Origin of the sequence: Corynebacterium sp. NML130628, from assembly GCF_001875665.1 — a bacterium.
In the GTDB taxonomy this organism is placed as follows: Bacteria; Actinomycetota; Actinomycetes; order Mycobacteriales; family Mycobacteriaceae; genus Corynebacterium.
This window is the reverse complement of sequence record NZ_MLAL01000007.1, coordinates 44,505-64,075: the sequence shown is the minus strand read 5'-3', so window position 1 is coordinate 64,075 and position 19,571 is coordinate 44,505. Positions and strand designations below refer to the sequence as shown.

Sequence of the window (19,571 nt, the reverse complement as noted above, 5' to 3'; positions counted from 1 at the left end):
AAACTATCCAAACCCCGGCCGAAACGCAGGCTACGACCGTAAGCCGCTAGAAGTGCCCAAGAACACCATGGATCCCGTGTCCAAGAAGCCATCGGACTCCCTGTCCAAAAACCCTATGGACATAACACCCCTAGCACAGTAAATGCACAGGCTAGCAAAGAACAACCGAGCCTCATCATCTTCATGACTACTGTCACCCCACGTGGTTGAAACGAAGAATTTTTTCAGTTCACCAGCGTAGTCTGCCACCAGGCGATATACTGCCCGAATAGAACAACTCCCTATCCCCCTCCCCTAAAGGAGCATAATGAAAGCCCGCTCACGCAAACTATTTGCTTTTGTTTCAACAACCTTATTAATCAGTGCGGTACACGACACCGCAACCGCACAATCACCGTTTCCTGGATCGTCGATCTACAGTGATCAACAATCAAAAATTCACACATCCAAAACTCCGACTACCGAAAACCCCTCTTCCCCTTCCGCTCCCCACAACACGACTTCACCACAAGAAATAGATGGCCCCTTTGCCCACTGGGGCATTCCAACCCCTCCAGGAGCAGAGGGATATGAAGTCAATCAAGCCACAGATGACGAGCTCAACCCACAAGGCCTGGAAGAGTGGCATCCAACCACAAACCCCAACAGTGAAATCATTCCCGGTCAAATGCGCTCCGACCGAGAAGAAATTCCCGCTGGTATCGACAAGAGCGAGGCCGACAACGCAGAAAAACGAGAAGCACACCTTGCCGACCCTGATACTCCAACACTGAACGCTCGGCCAGGGTGCGCAGTCTACTGGCCCGCCCCCTTTGAAGTATGCGGTTTAATAAAAGAAAAATACGACCAGGTAGGCGGACCAACCAGCTTCCTTCTTCTGCCAAAATCTCACGAACTGACCAATCCTGACGGAATAGGAAAACGCTCTGAGTTTGCCAATGGATTCATCTACTGGCACCCCAAAACAGGAGCACATACAGTCAGTCTCCCAGCAGCAAAAGTCTGGGCACGCCACGGTTGGGAACGGGGCTTCCTTGGCTATCCCACCACCAGCGATATGGACTTAGGAAACCAGTGGTTTCGACAAGACTTCCAAGGCGGACACGTCTACACCCACAACGCATTGCCGGCAACTCAGGCCAGCATCCAAGGCGCAATCTACGACAAATGGCAATCCATGGGCGCTCAACACAGCGAACTGGGCTACCCCATCAGCGATGAGCTGACCACCCCTGACGGGATTGGTCGCTACAACGTATTCGAAGGCGGCATGATCTACTGGACACCACAGCACGGAGCACATCCGGTTATGGATCCGGTGCTTCTTGATTGGTCTGCAGCAGGATATGAGAAAAGCTCTTACGGATTCCCCACAGGAGATCCGAAAGAAGAAGAGGATTTTGTTTCTCAGAATTTTGAGGGAGGAACACTAAAGTCTATTAAACGGGAGGGCCTACCAGGGGGTTCTCTAATGGGCGTTACTCCTTATTTGGAATTTCCTAGTCCTGCTCTAGCAGCAGAGTTTTTTGACCGTGTCGAAGCTGGATTGGAAGAGCTCCCCTTGGAAGACGCGATAAGCCTTCAAGCAGCGGGAAAGCGCTATGGCCCTTGTGAGCTGTCGTTGGATAATCCGCATCCTCGGAAAAGTTCAAATTTTGAAGCCGTGGGGTTCAAGCCACATACGGAGTGTACAGAAAAGGTACTGAGCGTGACGCACGTTAATACATTGCGCTACAAGTACTATGCAGGGTGGAAAAAAGCACCTGATTTAAGGGGTGGTACAGATAATAAACCGTATTATAAATTCGATAAAAGAAAGAATCTTCCACATAGGTACACCTCGCGTGAAGTGGAACAAGATTGCATTGGAGACGTCGAAACCTCATTTATCGGGGTAACTGAAGGAACAATTGTTACCTCAACGGGAACCTATTATGCGAGGGCTTATAGTAATCCGGCTCGCGTTAAATGTAAGATTCCTGGCAACCTTTAAAAGATGGGGCTCGGTTAATGCAAATATCTAATATTTATCTCGCCTACGTCAAACGCTTCCTTCTAGACTCGCATGGTAGTGCAATCCAGGGTAGTGCAATCCAGGTTCTTGCAGGTGCCAGTTTTGATGAGCAAGAGATTCTCGAGTGGATTGATGAAGGCAAAAAAGTAGACCATGACATTTGGTACGAGGAAATTCCGATAGAGAACCCTCCCCATTCTCTCAGCTCGCCGAGTGAGGTATTAGTTTATTTCGATGGGTGCGATTTTGACGAAGGTTGGGAACATGATTTCCAGTGGACGGATCCAGTAGGTCGTAGAGCCCTTATCCCCGAAAAGTTTAATGGAGTTGTACGCCCCCGCCCTGAGACAGAAGGAGTGCTACGGGAAGACGGATATGTAGGTAATGATTACTATCTGTGGAGAGTTCCGTGCCCATGGAAAAGCCGCTACCTTTTAGCTCCGTTTCAGGAAAAGAGTAATGAGTGCATTGACTACGGACGTCCGTTTACGGTTTGAGCGTAAATAAATCGTAAAATAGTGATGCGAGAAAAGTGACCTTAACTAGAGCAGTTGGTTAAGGTCACTTTTGTTTATGCTAGTGATTTTCATCGAGTGGGCGAAATGAACCAATGGCACAAACTAACCACCAGCTGGTGCCGCCGCGGAAGTAGCGAGCTCGACTTTCTAGCCCTGATGGCGGCTGACCAATGACACAAGATCCACCCGCATTTCATGTTGCACACGGATCTGGTTCCCAGCCCACATACGCAAATCGGGTAACAGTGACAGTTCCCTACAAAAGCAGAGGTGTCGAAATTCATCCAGACTCACGGTCAAGGTACGCAATACTCATTAATTTTGCCAAGCTTTAGATTGGATGAGGTTAATTAATCGGTTTTTGTTAGCCTCGCCGGTCTCATCCAACAAGGATCTGAGCTCAATCTCAGAAATGAACCACAAGAAAGCTCTTGGAGGTAAAGCACGGCGAAGTGGTGCAGGGGTCCGAAATTTTGTCACACATTGAAACGAGGAGCGCAGAATATGAAGACCGAGTGGAGCCCGTCAGCTTTCGGCGGATATATGAATTCTCTTTTAAAGAGATACTTCGCTGAAGAAAACTCAATTTCCACCGGGGCTGTCGAACTTAAAGCAGCGTGGAGAACGCCCCAGTTCGCCTACTGTGTATTCTCAGTGAGGTCTGCGGGAGGGCTTGCCTATCTTGGTATGGAAATGCCCCTAATTCCAAGTACTGGGGGTGTCTCTTCGGAGGAAGATACCGCTGTAAAAGGCTGGGCAGATCAACTAGCCGGCAACTCACTTGCCGAGCATTTGAGCTACGCATCAGGGGAGAAAATAGTGTGGCTCGGGGGAACTAGGGCCAACGATCCTCAGAATTTTGCAGAATTGAGAAGAATGAAAGCGGACCGGAAGATAAGCGGGGGGATTTATATCCGCTAACAGATCACGGTTAATCGCCTCTTGTGCCTCACCGCATTTATTTTTAGTCTAACCCTTTTCCCAGGTTAAACCACTGAGGGACTACGTCGCTGCCTACGCGGAGGGCATGCTTTTTCGCCCCGCGAACAGTCAACCTCATTTCGTTGTCCGCCCCGCGGACACCCTGACCGCACCCTGTCCGCGGCAGCCCCTCTCACCAGCAGCTCCAGAAAACCCGCCAGCAAAAAGTGTCCGCCGCGCGGACAACCAACGCAGAGGGCCCGTCACGAAAGAACGCCACTGCGGATTTACGAGTCCGATTCGGCCGCACGGCGCTGCCACTGTAGCTTCCCGTGCTCGCGTGCAATGCGGTAGAACGTCCGCAAGCTCGCGAGCTGCAGCCCGCTCTCTTGCGCCTTCTGGTAGATGGCGTCCGCACTCAGGTCAGGGTGGGCGTCGAAAAGATCGAGTATTTGTTGTACATCTGAATCCGGAGTACGTTTGATATTTCGTTCGTGGTGCGGGATCGGGTTTTCCTTCTTGGGCCTCGGGTTGGTCTGGTAGTAGCGTCTCGAGCGCGAGATCCTCAAAATTCTGCAGGCGCTGCTCATAGAATGGCCAACGCTCATGAGCAGATCTAAGAATTCGTTTTCTTGGCGGACGCCCTCCTCGTATCGCCTCGTTTCTTCGGGGCTTAGGATTTTTCCGCCGCGTCGGAGGCCTCGCCATTCCTGTTTGGCAGAGACCCCATAGCTTTTCCCAGGACATCACTGGTGTCTTTCCACAGCTTGACCTCTTTGCGCAGTCGGGCGATTTCGCGTTTCAGCGCCTCGTATTCTTTGCGCGGCATCGTCACTTCGTCGTTGCTCATAGTTTTCCCTTCGCTTGTGGGCCTAACCAAGATACTGTCACACTGCCGAGGGCAACACCCCAAGGCGCTACGCTGTAGTTCATGGACACACGTGATCGGGATGCGCTGACGGCTGCCAAGTTGTACTACCGCTCGGGATTGAGTCAGGCGGAGGTCGCCGCAAAGATGGGGTTCTCCCGCCCGACGGTGGCGAAGCTTTTGCAGCACGCGAAGGACCGTGGCTACGTCACCATTGAGGTGCATGACCCGCAAGAGGCGGACGAGATTCTGATAGAGGATCTCACCTCCCGGTACGCGCTGGATGGCGTGCGGATTGTGCACCCGGCGAACACGTCTTCTGAGGTCGTGGAGGATCTCGGGGTTGCGGGCGCACGCTATTTGGAGTCGATGCCGCTGGATGGCCTTTCGGTGGGTGTGTCCTGGGGGAAGACGCTGCTAAACATTGCGCGGAATCTGCGGCCGACGAACATGCGGGCACGCCAGGTTGTGCAGTTGAAGGGTGGGTCGTCGCGCTCCAACCTGGCGACGAACGACTTTGAGACGATCACCGGTTTCTGCACCGCGTTGAACGCGCCCGCGTTGACGCTCCCGTTGCCTGTCATCTTCGAACGGGTGGAGACCAAGGAGATCGTGGAGCAGGATTCTCATATCGCCGACGTGCTGCAACAGGGGCGGGAGGCGGACGTGGTGGTGTTCACGGTGGGCTCGGTGAGAAAGCAGAGCCTGTTGATGAACCTGGGGTACCTCTCCGAGGAGATGTCGCGGGAGCTGCTCGGCGTTGCGGTGGGTGATGCCTGTTCGCGGTTCTACACGCGGGAGGGGGAGGTGGCGTCGAAAAGAATTGATGAGCTGACGGTGGGCATCGAGCTCGACGAGCTGCGCACGAGGCCCCGTCGCGTGCTAGTAGCTGGGGGGTTGTACAAGGCTGAGGCGATTGAGACGGCGCTGTGGATGGGGCTGGCGAGTGATCTAGTGATCGATCAGCCGACGGCGGTTCGGGTACTGGAAATCGCGAAGACCCGCTAATTGACGCCCCTTCTCCCCCATCCGGGGTGAATTACACCCCCTTCTGGAACATTTGCAAAATTTACTATTGCCATATGTTCCGGCTGGTTTTAAAGTGGACTCTGAAAGGTCAACCAGCTACTACAAAAGGAGTTGCACATGTCCACCCCGACCGTCTCCACACCGCACATCGTCCCAACCGGACCTATCGCCGAAACTGTCCTCATGCCGGGCGACCCACTGCGCGCGAAATTCATCGCAGAGACCTACCTGGAAAACCCAGTCCAATTCAACGCCGTGCGCAACATGCTCGGCTACACCGGCACCTACCAAGGCCACGAGGTTTCCGTGATGGGCTCAGGCATGGGCATCCCGTCCATCAGCCTCTACGCCTACGAGCTCATTCACTTCTTCGGCGCAAAGAAGCTCATCCGCGTCGGCTCCTGCGCATGCTTCCAGCCAGACATGAAGCTCTTCGACATCATCGTCGCCTCCTCCGCATCCACGGACTCGCACTTCCTCGAGCAGTACGACCTGCCTGGCACCTACGCCCCAACCGCATCCTGGAAGCTCCTCGAAGCAACCTACAAGGAATCGCAGAAGCAGGGCGTCGACATCCACGTGGGCAACATCTTGTCCTCCGACGTCTTCTACAACTTCAAGGATGACGTCAACGACCGCTGGGCGAAGATGGGCGTGCTCGGCGTCGAGATGGAATCCGCTGGCCTCTACGCCGTCGCCGCCGAGGCAGGCGTTGACGCGATGGGCATCTTCACCGTGTCGGATGTCATCGGCTCCGGCGAGAAGGCCACCGCCGAGCAGCGCCAGAACGCGTTTACCCAGATGATGGAGCTGGCGCTTCCGCTGGCCGCCGTCTAACCCACAACCCGTCCCACACGTTTGAAGGAACTCACCATGACATCTCAAACAGTTCAAAAGGCGCTCAACCCGAAGCGGGCCGTGCCGATCATCCTGTTTACCTTCGTGTTCTCGCTGATCATCGATAACGGTTTCAAGTTCATGACCGACTCGATGGGTGAGGCTCTGAACTTGTCCCTCAACGAGGTCAGCTTGCAGGCCTCGCTTGCTGGCGTGATCATCGGCATCGGCGCGGTGGTGTACGCGGCGCTGGCTGACGTGGTGAGCATCCGCAAGCTGCTGATGGTCGGTATCACGCTGACGCTGGTCGGCTCGGTCATTGGTTACCTCGGCCAGAACGTGTGGGGGCTGGTCCTGGTCGGCCGTGTGGTGCAGACCACGGGCCTTGCCGCGGCGGAGACGCTCTACGTCATCTACGTGACCAAGCACCTCAGCGAGAAGGACCAGAAGACCTACCTGGGCTTTTCTACCTCCGCGTTCCAGGGTGCAACACTCTTCGGTGCGCTAACGTCCGGGTACATCGCCACCCACATCTCGTGGACCGCGATGTTCCTCATCCCGCTCATCTTGGTCTTCGCCGTCCCAGTCATCATGAAGACGGTCCCGGAAGAGGCCTCCCTGGAGTCGGGCCACGTCGATTGGCTGGGCCTGTTTCTGATCGCCGTGCTTGCGACGAGCGCCATCATGTTCATGCAGGCCTTCCAGGTGCTGTGGCTCATCCCGCTGGTACTCGCGCTGGTCGCGTTCATCGCCCACGTAAAGAAGGGCAAGCGTCCGCTGGTCAACCCGGAGTTCTTCCAGAACCGCGCGTACGTCACCGCCATCATCTTGGTCGCGATTGTCTACTCGGTGCAGCTCGGCTACCTGGTGCTCTTCCCCGCGATGGCGAAGGCTGTCCACGGGCTCAGCGCTGACGACGCCTCCCTGCTGCTCATCCCGGGCTACACCGGCGCCGTCATCGTCGGTGCGCTCTCTGGCAAGATCGGCAAATTCTTGCCGACGCGCCCCGCGATCTTCACCGCACTCGCCTCCATCACCGTCGCGTTGCTTGTCCTCGCAGTCGGGATGGAAGCCAGCCCGTGGGTCTTCATGCTCTCCTCCCTCCTCTTCGCTTGCGGGTTCGCCCTGCTGTACGCGCCACTTGTCGCAACGGCAATCGGCAACATCCCCGCGGCGAAGTCGGGTATCGCTATCGGGTTCTACAACCTCACAATCAACGTCGCCGTCCCGCTCGGCATCGCGTACAGCGCGAAGCTGGTGGATCTCGGCCTTGGGGTGCCAGGCTTCCTGCCACAAAATTCGGGCAGCTACCCCACCGTCATGCTCATCCTGGCCATCATCGCAGTCGCCGGCACCGCGCTCTATGCGGCGCTCACCGCTCGCATGAAGCAACCGGCGTAACCTGCACGTTCTCTACACATCAAGGAGTTTTTCAACATGCTTACTCGCCACAATGTCGCCCAGATGATCGACCACACGCTGCTCAAGCCGGAGGCCACCCACGAGGACGTCGCCAAGCTTATCGACGAAGCTTCGCACCTCGGCACGTTCTCCGTCTGCGTCTCCCCATCCATGCTGCCGATCGAGACCCCAGCTGACCTGAAGGTCGCGGTGGTGTGCGGATTCCCATCCGGCGCTGTCCCGACCGCGGCCAAGGCAGCCGACGCCGCCCACAGTGTTGCAAACGGCGCCGACGAGGTCGATATGGTCATCGACCTGGGTGCCGCAAAGGAAGGCAAGTGGGACGTTGTACGCGACGACATCGCTGCCGTAAAGAAGGCCTGCGGCGACAAGCTGCTCAAGGTCATCATCGAGTCCGCAGTCCTCACCGACGAAGAGATCGTCGCAGCGTGTAAGGCTTCCATGGAAGCCGGCGCCGACTACGTGAAAACCTCGACAGGCTTCCACCCAGCCGGTGGCGCCTCCGCGCATGCCGTGAAACTGATGCGTGAAACCGTCGGCGACAAGCTCGGCGTGAAGGCTTCCGGCGGCATCCGCGACGCCGCTACCGCGAAGGAAATGATTGAGGCTGGCGCGTCCCGCCTGGGCCTGTCCAGCTCCGCGGCGGTGCTGGAGGGGTGGAACTAACAATGGCTACTGATCTTCGTGCACAGGCCGAGGCTTGGATCTCGCACGACCCTGACCCCGCCACCCGCGAGGCCTTAAGCGCCGTTCTTGACGACGAGGCCGAACTAGCGAAGGCCTTCGCAGGCCCGCTCCAGTTCGGCACCGCCGGGCTGCGCGGCGAGATCGGCTTCGGCGAGTCCCGCATGAACCAGGCCGTAGTCATGCGTGCCACCGCCGGCCTCATGGACTGGCTCAGCCAGCAGGTGGACACCCCGCGCGTGGTCATCGGGTGCGACGCCCGCCACGGCTCCGCAAAGTTCGCGCAGGCAGCAGCCGAGGTCGTCGCCGGCGCTGGCGGGCACGCCATGCTGTTGCCGCTGGCCCAGCCGACCCCACTGACTTCTTTCAGCGTGCGCTCGCTCAACGCCGACGCCGGCATCATGGTCACTGCCTCCCACAACCCGAAGTGGGACAACGGTTACAAGGTGTACCTCGGCGGGCGCGTCGTCGACGCAGACAACGCTGCTGGCTGCCAGATCATCTCACCTGCCGACGCCGAAATCGCCGCCTGCATCGCCGCCGCGCCCGGCGCGACAGAGCTCCCGCTGGACACGAACATCGAGCAGGTAGACACCCGCGAGGACTACATCGCCGCCACCAGCGCACTCAGCGACCTCGACGGCACCCCACCGATCACGGTCGTGCTCACGCCAATGCACGGGGTCGGTGGCGAACTGGCACGCACCACCCTGGAGGCTGCCGGTTTTGGGGACGTAGTGGGCGTCGAGAAGCAATGGAAGCCGGACCCAGACTTCCCCACCGTCGCCTTCCCCAACCCTGAAGAGGATGGTGCCCTCGACCTCGCCGTCGAGAAAGCGAACGAGGTCAACGCGGACGTCATCATCGCCCTCGACCCCGACGCCGACCGCTGCGCAGTCGCAGTCCCGGCGCGCACCACCCCAAGCGCAGGCACCCCGCTGGGCAACGGCTGGGTGAAGCTCTCCGGCGACGAGACCGGCGCACTGATCGGCGAATACATGGCGTCACGCGCGCAGGGCGGAGCGACGGCGTGCTCAATTGTTTCGGGCAGGCTACTGAGCAAGATCGCAGCAGCTCACGGGCTCGACCACGCGACCACGCTCACCGGGTTCAAGTGGATCGGACGCACCCCGCAGCTCGTGTTCGGCTACGAGGAAGCCATCGGCTACTGCGTCGACCCGGCGCACGCTCGCGACAAGGACGGCATGTCCGCCGCGGTGATCGTCGGCTCGATCGTGGCGCAGCTCAAGGCGCGCAACATGAGCGTGCTCGAGCAGTTCGACGCCCTGGCTAACAAGTACGGCCTATACCGCACCCAGCCGCTGACCTTCCGCGTCGAAGACCTCTCCCTCATCAGCGAAGCCATGGAGCGCCTCCGCGCGCACACCCCGACCGAGCTGGCTGGCTCTGAGGTTGTCGAGTACGTCGACCTGTCTAACGGCTACGGCGCCACCCCAGGCACCAACGGCATCCTGATCCGCACCGCGGACGACGACCGCGTAGTCATCCGCCCGAGCGGCACCGAACCGAAGCTGAAGTGCTACCTCGAGGTCGTCCTGCCAGTAGAAACGGGTAAAGAACCTGACTGGGCCGCCGCCGACGCCCGCCTGGCCACCATCAGCGACGCCACCCGCGCGCTGTGTGGAATCTAACTGCGCTATACTATCCAAGGCTTGGGCGCCGACTTGTCGACGCCCAGCCCAGCCTCCATAGCTCAGTGGATTAGAGCAACCGGCTTCTACCCGGTGTGTCGCGGGTTCGAATCCTGCTGGGGGCACTGCTGGGGGCACTGCTGGGGGCGCTTTTGGCAGTCGAGCCCTCTTGGGACCGCGGCACGAGCGGACAAGCTAACGAGGTGCCGTTGGCGCGAACAGAGCACATACGGCGCTCAACGCCGACGTTTGTGGTGCCCTTGTGAGGCAACTCAAAACGCTTGCGGAACTCAAGGCGGTGGAGGTGGACCTCGCGGTTCTTCGTCTCTCTGTACTCTGCGTGAGGGTTGACGAGGTCTGAGAACGCCTTAATTCCCGGCAATCAGTCGTCTAAGGACGAGGACCCGCAATACTCGGAGCGGGCTGACCTGAACCCGACCGAGGACAGTTTGACGTTATAATTTTGCGTCAACTCCTGATTGAAAGAGTTCCAACGTCGGTAGAGCGCGTTGAATAATCTCGCTGCAGAAAAGAACACGATAAAAAGAAAAACCGAAGACAAGCAGAAGATTAAAATCGCTTCCACGAGGGTCCCCGGCTCACTCTGGAGCGATATAATGGTGGTCGCGATAGCTCCTAAGAGAGACGCAGTGATTACTTGCCAGAGAGGCCAAACCCCATTTTTCATAAGTATCCTACTCAGTTCTTAAGTAATCTGATACCACCTAATCATAAGCGCTAATACGGCATTACGAATGGGGACCTTTGCAGCGTTTGCGACAGGACGAAGCGCCGGCGGGACTGCCCCTGTGATACAGCCACCAATTAGCGCATCAACACGTGCTTCGGCTTCCAGTCTGTGACCATGCCTTATTTTACTAACCAGCTCGCCTACAGCCGCTCCTCCAAGAGCCCCGACGACGCAGCCACCAATTACAGCAATGAACGGCAGAATAGCGGCTGGAACCGCGCGAACAGAAACCTCTTCCGAATCAGAATGTTGCTTCTGGATTGCTTCAACTTCACGAAGCGAAGGCATTATCTCGGCTTGAGCTTCCGGATCGCTCGGAAAAAGCGCCGTAGCTACGCCTTCCGGAGTAGATTCTTTCGAGGCATTGTCGAGAGCTTCATAAAACTCCGGTGGAAACCCTTCCACCCTTTCACCACAGATTGGGGCAGATTCTGAAATACTGTCAGCACTTGCAGCGGGAACTGTGAACAAAGAGGACGTTGGAAGAACGGTAGCCATCAGGAAAGCAACCATTTTTCTTCTGGCAGAACGAGTAGTTTTCTGCTTACTTTGCGAATTCAAGATGTAACTGCGGGGCATAATAAGCCTTCCGGGTATTGAGATGCCTGTCATAGTTGAAATAACTTTGGCGTCAACTGTCTTGTTTTCATGAGACAATCGGAAAGAAATATCACCTAGATGTTTTATTTCCTTCTCATACCGAAACTACCCGAGTTCCATTAATTGCTCTAGACCTATACACAAAATTGGAACGAAAGTGGCCACCTTTTCGGGGTCAACCATTCACTGGTTTTCTGGGGAACATGGCCAGGAAGAATCGGGAATACCTCGAGCATACGGCGGATTCAACGTCGGACGCGTGGCCGACTTGCTCAGCTTGCCGGGCGGTGTGTCTGATGCTTCCGGCATATGTCTACCTTCCTGGACAGCGCGGTTTTCCGTCTCGCGGACCGGGTCGAGCTACGAAACGGGTGCCGAAGCGTGGCAGTGACTTTCCAGGTAAGCGTGATGGCGTGGAGCACTTCGGATGAAGCCGTGGACCACTGGGCGATAGGGGGTTGGGGTTGGAGCAGGATGGAGGAGTTTTCCGAACCTCCGATTTCACCCCTCTAACCTGTCGTTTTACAGGTTAGAGGGTATTTTTTAGCTTTGCTTGAATGTTTGAGTTGGAGCTATTTTGGAGCTGTTTTTGGGCTAAATGTCGTGAAAGTTTCGTAGATTTGCCATAGCTCAAAACACGAAAAGCCCCCGCCAAACGCGGCTTTTCGAACCCAATCTCCACGCCCCTCTTTCCATGACAAAAGCCGCCACTCACAGTGGCTACAACTAGTTATGCGTTTTACTCTTCTACGAAGCAATCCCACCGCGCGCCAACCACCCCGACATTCCCGTGAAGAACAGCTCCCGGACAAACCAAAACTACGCGTAGGCGCATATCAATGAACGCAGGCTCGGTTCAACTTATCGGTTGCAGCCGGGCGGTCTACGGTAGATTTTTCGCGTATGTGCCGGTAAAGTGATCGACCATTAGGTTTGAGTGCTGGAGGGGTCCTGAAACCTCCTCGTAAAGTTTGGTGATCATCATGTCCAATATTCTTGACGTCGGCCAGTACGTGACTAAGCTCATCCCCGGCGTTGACAAGATGAAGCTTTATAAAATCTGCTTCTTCGCCCAAGGGTGGCACCTCGCATGGACCGGACTGCCACTATTCGAGGGAGAGTTGCAAGCTTGGGCAAAAGGACCCGTCCCCTATAACCTCCGCGGCAGTACAGAAAACGTTGCTTGTGGATGGGGGTCCCACACGTTCTTGGTGGGGATTCTTCGGCACTTTCGCCATTTGCGCGAGCAACGATTGAAAGCGTTGTGAACTTCTACGGTTCGCTGACATCCGCGGAGTTGTCAGACATGAGCCACGGTCAAGCTTGGCAAGAAGCACGTGGTAACGCAGTTGACAGCGAGCACTGCAGTAACGCCTTGAGCCTAACCACGATGCGCGAAGAGTTCACGAAGATGCTCCAGTCCGGGAGCCCCGCCCCAGGCACACCAAATATGGCAGAACTGGATCACCTTCCTGATTTCGATCATCTACTTGCCACTGCGCATGAAATCGAAACGGAATGGCAACATACTCTTTCGATCCTCGCGAACCGGTAATCATCGCAATTATCTGACCACAGTGAAGCTTCCAGAGAGCAGCTCTTAGCCGAGATGCTTGTGGAGTTAGCGTGCGCGGTGAACCAGGGCTGCGGGGATCGTATCACCGAGAGCGGAGAACCGGAGAGCTATCTTGGATTTACTGTGGACCGGGCTTCATTGGAAAGTGCAGTCTACGCCCCTTTTCAGCTACTCAGTGGCCACCCTCGGTACGCCTCGGTGTTTGATAGAGGAGCCACACTCACCGTCCATATAGCCATCACCCATCCATTTGCCGATGGCAACAAGCGCACCGCACTTATCGTTGGGCTCACTTATCTGCGCTTGTTTTCAATTCATGTCCGAGCGCCGAAAGGCAAGGAGCCTGATTTAGCCACAGGTGAAGAAGGCACTCAGCTGATGGAGTACATCGTCACACATAGTGCGAATCTGGATTCGGTCATTGCACACACCAGCCGAGCATTTCAGCGCTGGGCCGACATTGATGACTTAGCGCAGCGTTACCGTCAGAAATAGCAACACCCCAGATGTACCATGGCGCCATGTCCATCTCTATCTCTTCTGCTCAGGCCCGCAAATTGCTGGCCGCAGCGCATGAAACCGAGGAGCGCACCCGGGAGAAACCGGCCGTTCCTTGGGGGTGGATCTTATGCGCGGCGGTCTGCTTCGGGGTGAGCCTGCCGCTGATCTTTGTTCTCGACCAGTTTTGGCCGTTCCTCCTGTTTGTGCCATGTATCGGGTGCATCGTTGTCGCCGAGCGACGTAGGTCAAACGGAGTGCGCTCAAGCATCCGACAGCCGGTGAAAGAGGACCCGAAAATGTCGTTGCTCCCCTTCGGCGTGTACTTCCTCTGCATATCGCTCTTGCAGGTCGCCCCGCTCCAGAACAAGATATTTTCCGGTCTGCTCGGTGCGTTCGCGACCATTGTTTTCGTCGTTACGTACGTGAGGAGCTGGAAGAACAATGCCTGACATTTTGTTGCAACCCTCGTGCTTGAGCATCTGCGCCGCACTCTTTGCCGCCGAGGCCACCACCAGCGACGTCGGTGCTGCGGAGAACAAGGAGATGCACCCCAAGCGGCTGCGTACTCTCACCCAGCTAGAGAGCGACGCCTACCTCACGGCCATCGACGCACTCAAGGAGGCCGGCTATGTCTCCTTGTTTACGGACCGCAAGGCGAACCCGGACAAGAACGTTGACTGGGTCTCCCTGACCGCAGCCGGCGCCCGCGCGTACCAGGACTGTGTGGAGGAGTTGCGCTCGATTGCGGAATCGGGCAGTCGGGTACCCTGAGGTGCATGACATTTCCCTCCCCAACTACTGAGTCGTTCGCGCTGATAACTGGCGCTTCGCAAGGCATCGGTGAGGCGGTTGCGCGCCAACTTGCCGCTGCCGGATATAACGTGCTGCTGGTGGCGCGTCGAGAAGCGGTGTTGATGCAGCTTGCAGAGGAACTGGCGCAAGCGCACGGCATCAACGCCGAGGTCTTCGCGGCGGACCTTTCCAAGGAACGCGACGTGACCGCACTGCTGGACTACATCGGGCAGAAGAAGATCACCATCTGCGTGAACTCCGCCGGTATTGCGTCGTTTGGCCCGTTTATGAAGCAGGACTGGAGCTACGAGACGGACCAATTCAACCTCAACGCCACCGCGGTGTTCCGCATCACGAAGGCGGTATTGGACCAGATGGTTCCGCGTGGCCAGGGTTCGCTGTGCAACGTCGGCTCGGCAGCGGGCAACACGCCGATCCCGAACAATGCCACGTACGTGTTTACGAAGGCGGGCGTCAATACGTTTACGGAGGCGCTGCACTACGAGCTGAAGGACACCGGCGTGCACTGCACGCTGCTTGCACCGGGGCCGGTGCGCGAGGCGGAGGTTCCCGACGCGGAGCAGTCGATTGTCGATAAGGTGGTGCCGGACTTCCTCTGGACCACGTACGAGTCCTGCGCGAAGGACACCATCAGCGCGATGCGCAGCAACAAGCGCCGCGTGGTGCCCGGCCCGCTTTCCAAGGTGATGGATTTCGTATCGACGTACGCTCCGCGCGGCGCCCTCGCCCCAATCATGGGGCGGTTCTATGCACAGATGGGAGAAGAATAATGGATGTCCCTGCAAAAAACGACCGCATCGTATGGGTCGACCTGGAGATGACGGGCCTGGATACGTCCCGCCACGTCATCGTCGAGGTCGCAGCGCTCGTCACCGATGCCCAGCTTGAGATTCTTGACGAGGGCTTGGACCTGGTCGTCCACGCCACCGAAGATGAGCTCGCGGAGATGGACGACTTCGTCCTGAACATGCACACCGAAAACGGGCTCCTCGACGAGATCCGCTCCTCCTCCGTGTCCATCAAGGAGGCGGAGGACTCCGTCCTCGCGCTCATCGAAAAGCACTGCGACCCGGACCACCCGGCGCCACTCGCCGGCAACTCCATCGCCACCGACCGCTCCTTCATCCGGGAGCAGATGCCGCGTCTCGACGCCGCCCTGCACTACCGCATGATCGACGTCTCCACCGTCAAGGAGCTTTCACGCCGCTGGTTCCCGCGCGCTTATTACAACCAGCCCGAAAAGGGTTTGGCACACCGCGCGCTCGCAGACATCGTGGAGTCCATCCAGGAGCTCGACTACTACCGCCGTTCGGTATTCACACCGGCTCCAGGCCCAGATTCCGAGCAAGCAGCCGATGCTGCAACCGCCGCACACGCCCATTACCAGCGGTTTTTGCAATCCTAGGCTTTCGTTGTAAAGTAGTGCCCGCTGTTGAAAAACAGCGATGGTGGCTGTAGTTCAGCTGGTAGAGCACCAGGTTGTGATCCTGGGTGTCGCGGGTTCGAGCCCCGTCAGCCACCCCGAGAGTGCCCCGTGGCCTGTACAAACAGGTTGCGGGGCACATTGCTTTCAACGGCAGGCATGTTAAGCCAAGAATTGTTCCCGGGGCTTTCGATGAGCGGGGGAACGTTCTTCATGGACAGTCGTCGCAACCTGGGAAAACACATGTACTGGTCGACCGAAATGGGTCTAAAACCCAAAAAAGTTCCCGAGCTCGGCGGCTCGGGAACTTTTTCTAACAGACCGGCTTAAGCGTTCGGGTCCTTCGAGCCGCCGGAGCGCTGCTCCCAGTCGAGGTTCCAGTAGCCCAGGCCGTCATAGCCGTTGAGCGTGCCACCGTTCGTATTCTTCACGACGACCGGGTCCCCCCGCTTCACGGTCTGTTGAAACCATTGCGCGTCCGAATACGTCGCGTTGACGCAGCCGTGCGACTGGTTCGTCGACCCCATCGCCCATACCGCCCACGGCGCGGAGTGCACGTAGATGCCCGAGTAGGACAGCTGGGTGGCGTAGTCCACCGATGTGACGTAACCACCCTGCCCCAGCCCGAGGCCAAAGGTGCGGGAATCCATCACGAGCGAGGTGTGCTCGTCGCCAACGACGTAGGTGCCGTTCGGCGTGTCGTACTGGAAGTCAGTACCCAGCGAGACTGGGAACGAGCGGATCTGCTCACCGTTTTCGTAGACGCGCAGCACCTTTTCGTTGTTGTCGATGACGGTTTTTACTTCATCGCCAATTTCGAAAGTGGTCTCATTGTCCTGCGCCCCGTAGACACCTCCACCGAGGTCCTTGCCGTAGAGGTCAGCAGTCACCTTCACCGTGGTGCCAGGCTCCCAGAATTCTTTCGGGCGCCAACGCAGCTCGTATGGGTCCAGCCAGAAGAAGCCACCCTCGGTGTCGTTTGAAGTCTCAACGTCGATGAGGTCCTCGAGCACCTTCGTGTCCTGGATGGGGACGTCGAAACGGAAAGTGATTGCCTGGGCAACACCGACCGTCGAGCCCTCGAGTGGACCCATGTAGACGTTCGTGGTTGCCGCTGGAACGACCGTGGAAAAGCTCACGGTCTTCTTCTGCCCAGCTTTATCCTTCGCCACGATGGTGTAGTAGCGGCCGTACCCGAGCGGTTCGGTGACCTCCCATTCGGTGTGGTCGTCGTTGAAAGAGGATTCGATGACTTTGCCAGCCTCATTCGTCATCTCGACTTCTTCAAGCCCGGCTTCAGACTTCACCGTGATCGGGTCAAGGGGTTCGACTTCAGTCGCCTCATCCTTCACTGAAAACGCGGGAGGTTCAGGCTTCACGGTCGTCTGACCAGTGGTTTCCGCCACCTGATCGATGACCTGCCCCGCCCCTGCCGAGCACCCAGCCACACCCACCGCCAACACGGCGACGAGACCAACACCCATAAGAGACCGCCGAATGCTCGTCACGTTTCTCGCTTCCTCACAACACCCGAAGTTTTAGCAACCTACAACACTATCGCTACAGCGAAGCGAAACGCTACTTCACAACCACCGGACACGATAACCGTTTTATAACGATCGGAAATAACCGCGATGACCAGGCGATTTTACACCTTACAAAACTTAGTGTTATTGTTTTCAACGTTGCCAACGAGGACAGCCTCCAAGACAACAAGCGCCATTAGCTCAATTGGCAGAGCAACTGACTCTTAATCAGTGGGTTCGGGGTTCGATTCCCTGATGGCGCACCACCTTAGCCCCCTGGCCAGCGGAAACACTACCGTCGGCCGGGGCTTTTTCGCATTGTAGTGCAAATCCCCACTAATTCCCCCACACTTTGAGGCTTAAGGGACATTTTGTGTGTTTTTACGGCGTGTCGCGATAAGGGACATTTTGTGTGTGTTTAGCTGCGTCCGGCCCACCCTTTTCTCACGCCTAAGCTGGGATTCAACTGACTATCAATGCCGGTATCGAATTCTTTCGGCCGCTCGTCTAAGTGACCACGTCACGTGAGTTCGTCTTCCACTCAAGCTGTACGTCAGTCCGCTTAACGACATGCCTCGAAGCTTTGCTTCCCGGTAAAAGACACAGGCGGTTTTGAGATGTGCATGGAGAACTTCAACACGCGGTTCTTCCCGCGACGTGGCCAGTATTGCGCACGTAAAGGGGCTTTTGCTGGTCTCTGTGTTGGTGCGCGAGATTCCATCGTGCAGGACGGCCTGCTCCTGTTCTATAGCCGTCGATCTCGCTGCGCTACCCGCAGCCTCTATACCACACACCAGGCGCCATTCAGTGTTGATTCCTCAAAACGGGCGAATGGAACTGTTTTGAAAACCATATCGGGTTGTTGGTCGAGGTCACCCCGGGAAACTGGATAGATTTATACACGCAAAATGTCCCTTAAGCCCACTTTGAAACGCCCCCAAGGATGCATGCCACCGGCTAGGCTATCGGCATGACTACCGCTTGCATCCTTGTTGATATCCAAAACGACTTCTGCCCCGGTGGCTCCCTCGGCACCGCGAAGGGCGATGTCGTTGCTGAGGGCGTGCGCGAACTCCTCACGTCCCACGCCGACGACTACGATTTTGTGCTCGCCACGCAGGACTGGCACATCGACCCAGGCACTCACTTCTCGCAAGAACCGGATTTTGTGGATACGTGGCCAGTCCACTGCGTTGCGGACACCGATGGCGCACAGCTGCGCGCACCGCTGGCGTCGATAAGTATTGACGAGTACTTCCGGAAGGGACACTACACCGCCGCTTACTCCGGTTTTGAGGGCGTCACAGACGGCGATGTGCTGCTCGGCGATTGGCTGCGCGAGAACGGCGTCACCACCATTGATGTGTGCGGCGTCGCGACAGACCACTGCGTACGCGCCACCGTGCTTGATGCCCTCAAGGAGGGTTTCGACGTCCGCGTCCTCGCCGACCTGTGCTCCCCCGTCGACGAAGAACGTGGCCAAGCTGCGCTGCGTGAGATGGAAGCGGCTGGGGCGACGATCGTCGCCAAGTAGCAGAAAACCCCGCGCCTCCAGCGTGGAGGGCGGGGCTCGATTCGAAACTAGCGCTGAGAAAGAAGCTCCTGTAGCTTCTTCAGCTCGCTCTTGCGCTTGCGGCTGTTAAACACCTTGATACCTACAAGTGCCGCGACGCCCACGCCAATACCAATCAGGACCTTCTGGACAGTTTCATCCTGCAGCCAGCTGGCAGCTTCGTTCTTCGCGCTGCCCGCAAGGTTGGATGGCTGAGCGCGGTCTGCGAGCTCATCGAGGGTGCTAGCGAGCTTCGAGCGGGTCTCTGCAAGGCCGCGCTCAATGTCATGAATATCTCGTGCCACGATCTACATACTCCTAGATGTATTAATTGTTTACAGAACTTCCAACCAATCTAGTGTAAAACGGGGAATTATGACTGACAACATTCGACTCCAACAAGGCGACACCGCCCCAGCATTCACCCTGACCAGCGACAAAGGCGACACCGTTTCGCTCGCAGACTTCGCCGGCAAGCGCGTCATTGTCTACTTCTACCCACGCGCCAACACCCCCGGCTGCACCAAGGAAGCCTGCGACTTCACCGAACACCTCGAAGTATTTAACGACGCCAACATCGCCGTCGTCGGCATCAGCCCCGACAAGCCAGAGAAGTTGGCGAAGTTCCGCGAAGATCACGACCTGAAAATCACCCTCCTTTCCGATCCATCCAAGGAAACCATGACCGCCTACGGCGCGTTCGGAGAGAAGAACAACTACGGCCGTATCGTGCAGGGCGTCATCCGCTCGACAATCCTCGTAGGTTCTGGCGGCAAGGTTGAGCAGGCACAGTACAACGTCCGCGCAACCGGCCACGTCGAGCGCATCCTGCGCGACTGGGACCTGAACGCAACCACCGACGCATAAGATGCTATCTTTGGCGC

At 57.2% G+C, this 19,571-nt stretch carries 21 protein-coding genes and 3 tRNA genes; 19 read left to right on the top strand and 5 right to left on the bottom strand.

The window, feature by feature from the left end:
• Positions 1-307 precede the first annotated feature (307 nt).
• From BJP07_RS01075 to BJP07_RS01065, 3 genes are all read left to right on the top strand, one after another.
• Positions 308-1,993 (top strand): LGFP repeat-containing protein, encoded by a 1,686-nt coding sequence (locus tag BJP07_RS01075; protein ID WP_083583979.1) that lies wholly within the window; start codon positions 308-310, stop codon positions 1,991-1,993.
• Between the two features lie 17 nt (positions 1,994-2,010).
• Positions 2,011-2,511 (top strand): hypothetical protein, encoded by a 501-nt coding sequence (locus tag BJP07_RS11365; RefSeq protein ID WP_071565653.1) that lies wholly within the window; start codon positions 2,011-2,013, stop codon positions 2,509-2,511.
• Positions 2,512-3,036: 525 nt separating this feature from the next.
• Positions 3,037-3,453, top strand: a complete 417-nt coding sequence (locus BJP07_RS01065) for a hypothetical protein (protein WP_071565652.1) — start codon at positions 3,037-3,039, stop codon at positions 3,451-3,453.
• Positions 3,454-3,740: 287 nt separating this feature from the next.
• On the opposite strand, the gene BJP07_RS01060 is transcribed toward BJP07_RS01065, so the two are convergent.
• The gene (locus BJP07_RS01060; protein ID WP_071565651.1) at positions 3,741-4,061 is read right to left on the bottom strand and encodes a helix-turn-helix domain-containing protein; all 321 of its coding nucleotides are present in this window, start codon (positions 4,059-4,061) and stop codon (positions 3,741-3,743) included.
• Between the two features lie 65 nt (positions 4,062-4,126).
• Positions 4,127-4,303 (bottom strand): hypothetical protein, encoded by a 177-nt coding sequence (locus tag BJP07_RS11125; RefSeq protein WP_177222492.1) that lies wholly within the window; start codon positions 4,301-4,303, stop codon positions 4,127-4,129.
• An 81-nt stretch (positions 4,304-4,384) separates the two neighbouring features.
• On the opposite strand from BJP07_RS11125, the gene BJP07_RS01055 reads away from it, so the two are divergent.
• From BJP07_RS01055 to BJP07_RS01030, 6 genes are all read left to right on the top strand, one after another.
• Positions 4,385-5,329, top strand: a complete 945-nt coding sequence (locus tag BJP07_RS01055; RefSeq protein WP_071565650.1) for a sugar-binding transcriptional regulator — start codon at positions 4,385-4,387, stop codon at positions 5,327-5,329.
• Between the two features lie 138 nt (positions 5,330-5,467).
• Positions 5,468-6,187, top strand: coding sequence for a purine-nucleoside phosphorylase (gene deoD, locus BJP07_RS01050; protein WP_071565649.1), 720 nt, complete (start codon positions 5,468-5,470; stop codon positions 6,185-6,187).
• Between the two features lie 36 nt (positions 6,188-6,223).
• The gene (locus BJP07_RS01045) at positions 6,224-7,588 is read left to right on the top strand and encodes an MFS transporter (protein WP_071565648.1); all 1,365 of its coding nucleotides are present in this window, start codon (positions 6,224-6,226) and stop codon (positions 7,586-7,588) included.
• A gap of 36 nt (positions 7,589-7,624) precedes the next feature.
• Positions 7,625-8,275 (top strand): deoxyribose-phosphate aldolase, encoded by a 651-nt coding sequence (gene deoC, locus BJP07_RS01040; RefSeq protein WP_071565647.1) that lies wholly within the window; start codon positions 7,625-7,627, stop codon positions 8,273-8,275.
• Positions 8,276-8,277: 2 nt separating this feature from the next.
• Entirely contained in the window at positions 8,278-9,945 is a 1,668-nt protein-coding gene (locus tag BJP07_RS01035; protein WP_071565646.1) for a phospho-sugar mutase, read from the top strand.
• A gap of 51 nt (positions 9,946-9,996) precedes the next feature.
• Positions 9,997-10,070, top strand: a tRNA-Arg gene (locus BJP07_RS01030).
• Between the two features lie 581 nt (positions 10,071-10,651).
• Here BJP07_RS01030 and BJP07_RS10915 read toward each other — a convergent pair.
• Entirely contained in the window at positions 10,652-11,353 is a 702-nt protein-coding gene (locus BJP07_RS10915; RefSeq protein ID WP_143109615.1) for a hypothetical protein, read from the bottom strand.
• Positions 11,354-12,279: 926 nt separating this feature from the next.
• Between BJP07_RS10915 and BJP07_RS11360 the strand changes: the two genes are divergently transcribed.
• The 7 genes from BJP07_RS11360 (at position 12,280) to BJP07_RS00985 (ending at position 15,707) form a co-directional block, all read left to right on the top strand.
• Entirely contained in the window at positions 12,280-12,564 is a 285-nt protein-coding gene (locus tag BJP07_RS11360; RefSeq protein ID WP_369822305.1) for a Panacea domain-containing protein, read from the top strand.
• Positions 12,565-12,905: 341 nt separating this feature from the next.
• On the top strand, positions 12,906-13,367 hold the full coding sequence (locus tag BJP07_RS01010) for a type II toxin-antitoxin system death-on-curing family toxin (RefSeq protein ID WP_071565644.1): 462 nt from the start codon (positions 12,906-12,908) through the stop codon (positions 13,365-13,367).
• Positions 13,368-13,393: 26 nt separating this feature from the next.
• A complete protein-coding gene (locus BJP07_RS01005) occupies positions 13,394-13,822 on the top strand; it encodes a hypothetical protein (protein WP_143109614.1) in 429 nt (142 codons plus the stop codon).
• Positions 13,815-14,144 carry a hypothetical protein gene (locus tag BJP07_RS01000; RefSeq protein WP_071565642.1) on the top strand — a complete coding sequence of 110 codons (330 nt, stop codon included), beginning with the start codon at positions 13,815-13,817 and terminating at the stop codon, positions 14,142-14,144. Before BJP07_RS01005 ends, BJP07_RS01000 begins: the two co-directional genes overlap by 8 nt.
• Before the next feature lie 5 nt (positions 14,145-14,149).
• A complete protein-coding gene (gene cmrA, locus BJP07_RS00995; RefSeq protein WP_071565641.1) occupies positions 14,150-14,956 on the top strand; it encodes a mycolate reductase in 807 nt (268 codons plus the stop codon).
• Positions 14,956-15,591 (top strand): oligoribonuclease, encoded by a 636-nt coding sequence (gene orn, locus BJP07_RS00990; protein ID WP_071565640.1) that lies wholly within the window; start codon positions 14,956-14,958, stop codon positions 15,589-15,591. Before cmrA ends, orn begins: the two co-directional genes overlap by 1 nt.
• A 43-nt stretch (positions 15,592-15,634) precedes the next feature.
• Positions 15,635-15,707, top strand: a tRNA-His gene (locus BJP07_RS00985).
• Between the two features lie 228 nt (positions 15,708-15,935).
• Here BJP07_RS00985 and BJP07_RS00980 read toward each other — a convergent pair.
• Complete coding sequence (locus BJP07_RS00980; RefSeq protein ID WP_071565639.1) at positions 15,936-17,093, bottom strand: Ig-like domain-containing protein; 1,158 nt, start codon at positions 17,091-17,093, stop codon at positions 15,936-15,938.
• A 232-nt stretch (positions 17,094-17,325) separates the two neighbouring features.
• Between BJP07_RS00980 and BJP07_RS00975 the strand changes: the two genes are divergently transcribed.
• Positions 17,326-17,401, top strand: a tRNA-Lys gene (locus tag BJP07_RS00975).
• Positions 17,402-18,105: 704 nt separating this feature from the next.
• On the top strand, positions 18,106-18,669 hold the full coding sequence (locus tag BJP07_RS00970; protein ID WP_071565638.1) for an isochorismatase family protein: 564 nt from the start codon (positions 18,106-18,108) through the stop codon (positions 18,667-18,669).
• Between the two features lie 47 nt (positions 18,670-18,716).
• On the opposite strand, the gene BJP07_RS00965 is transcribed toward BJP07_RS00970, so the two are convergent.
• Complete coding sequence (locus BJP07_RS00965) at positions 18,717-18,992, bottom strand: DUF3618 domain-containing protein (protein WP_071565637.1); 276 nt, start codon at positions 18,990-18,992, stop codon at positions 18,717-18,719.
• Between the two features lie 70 nt (positions 18,993-19,062).
• On the opposite strand from BJP07_RS00965, the gene bcp reads away from it, so the two are divergent.
• Positions 19,063-19,554: a thioredoxin-dependent thiol peroxidase gene (gene bcp / locus BJP07_RS00960; RefSeq protein ID WP_071565636.1), complete on the top strand. Its 492-nt coding sequence runs from the start codon at positions 19,063-19,065 to the stop codon at positions 19,552-19,554.
• The last annotated feature ends 17 nt before the right edge of the window (positions 19,555-19,571 follow it).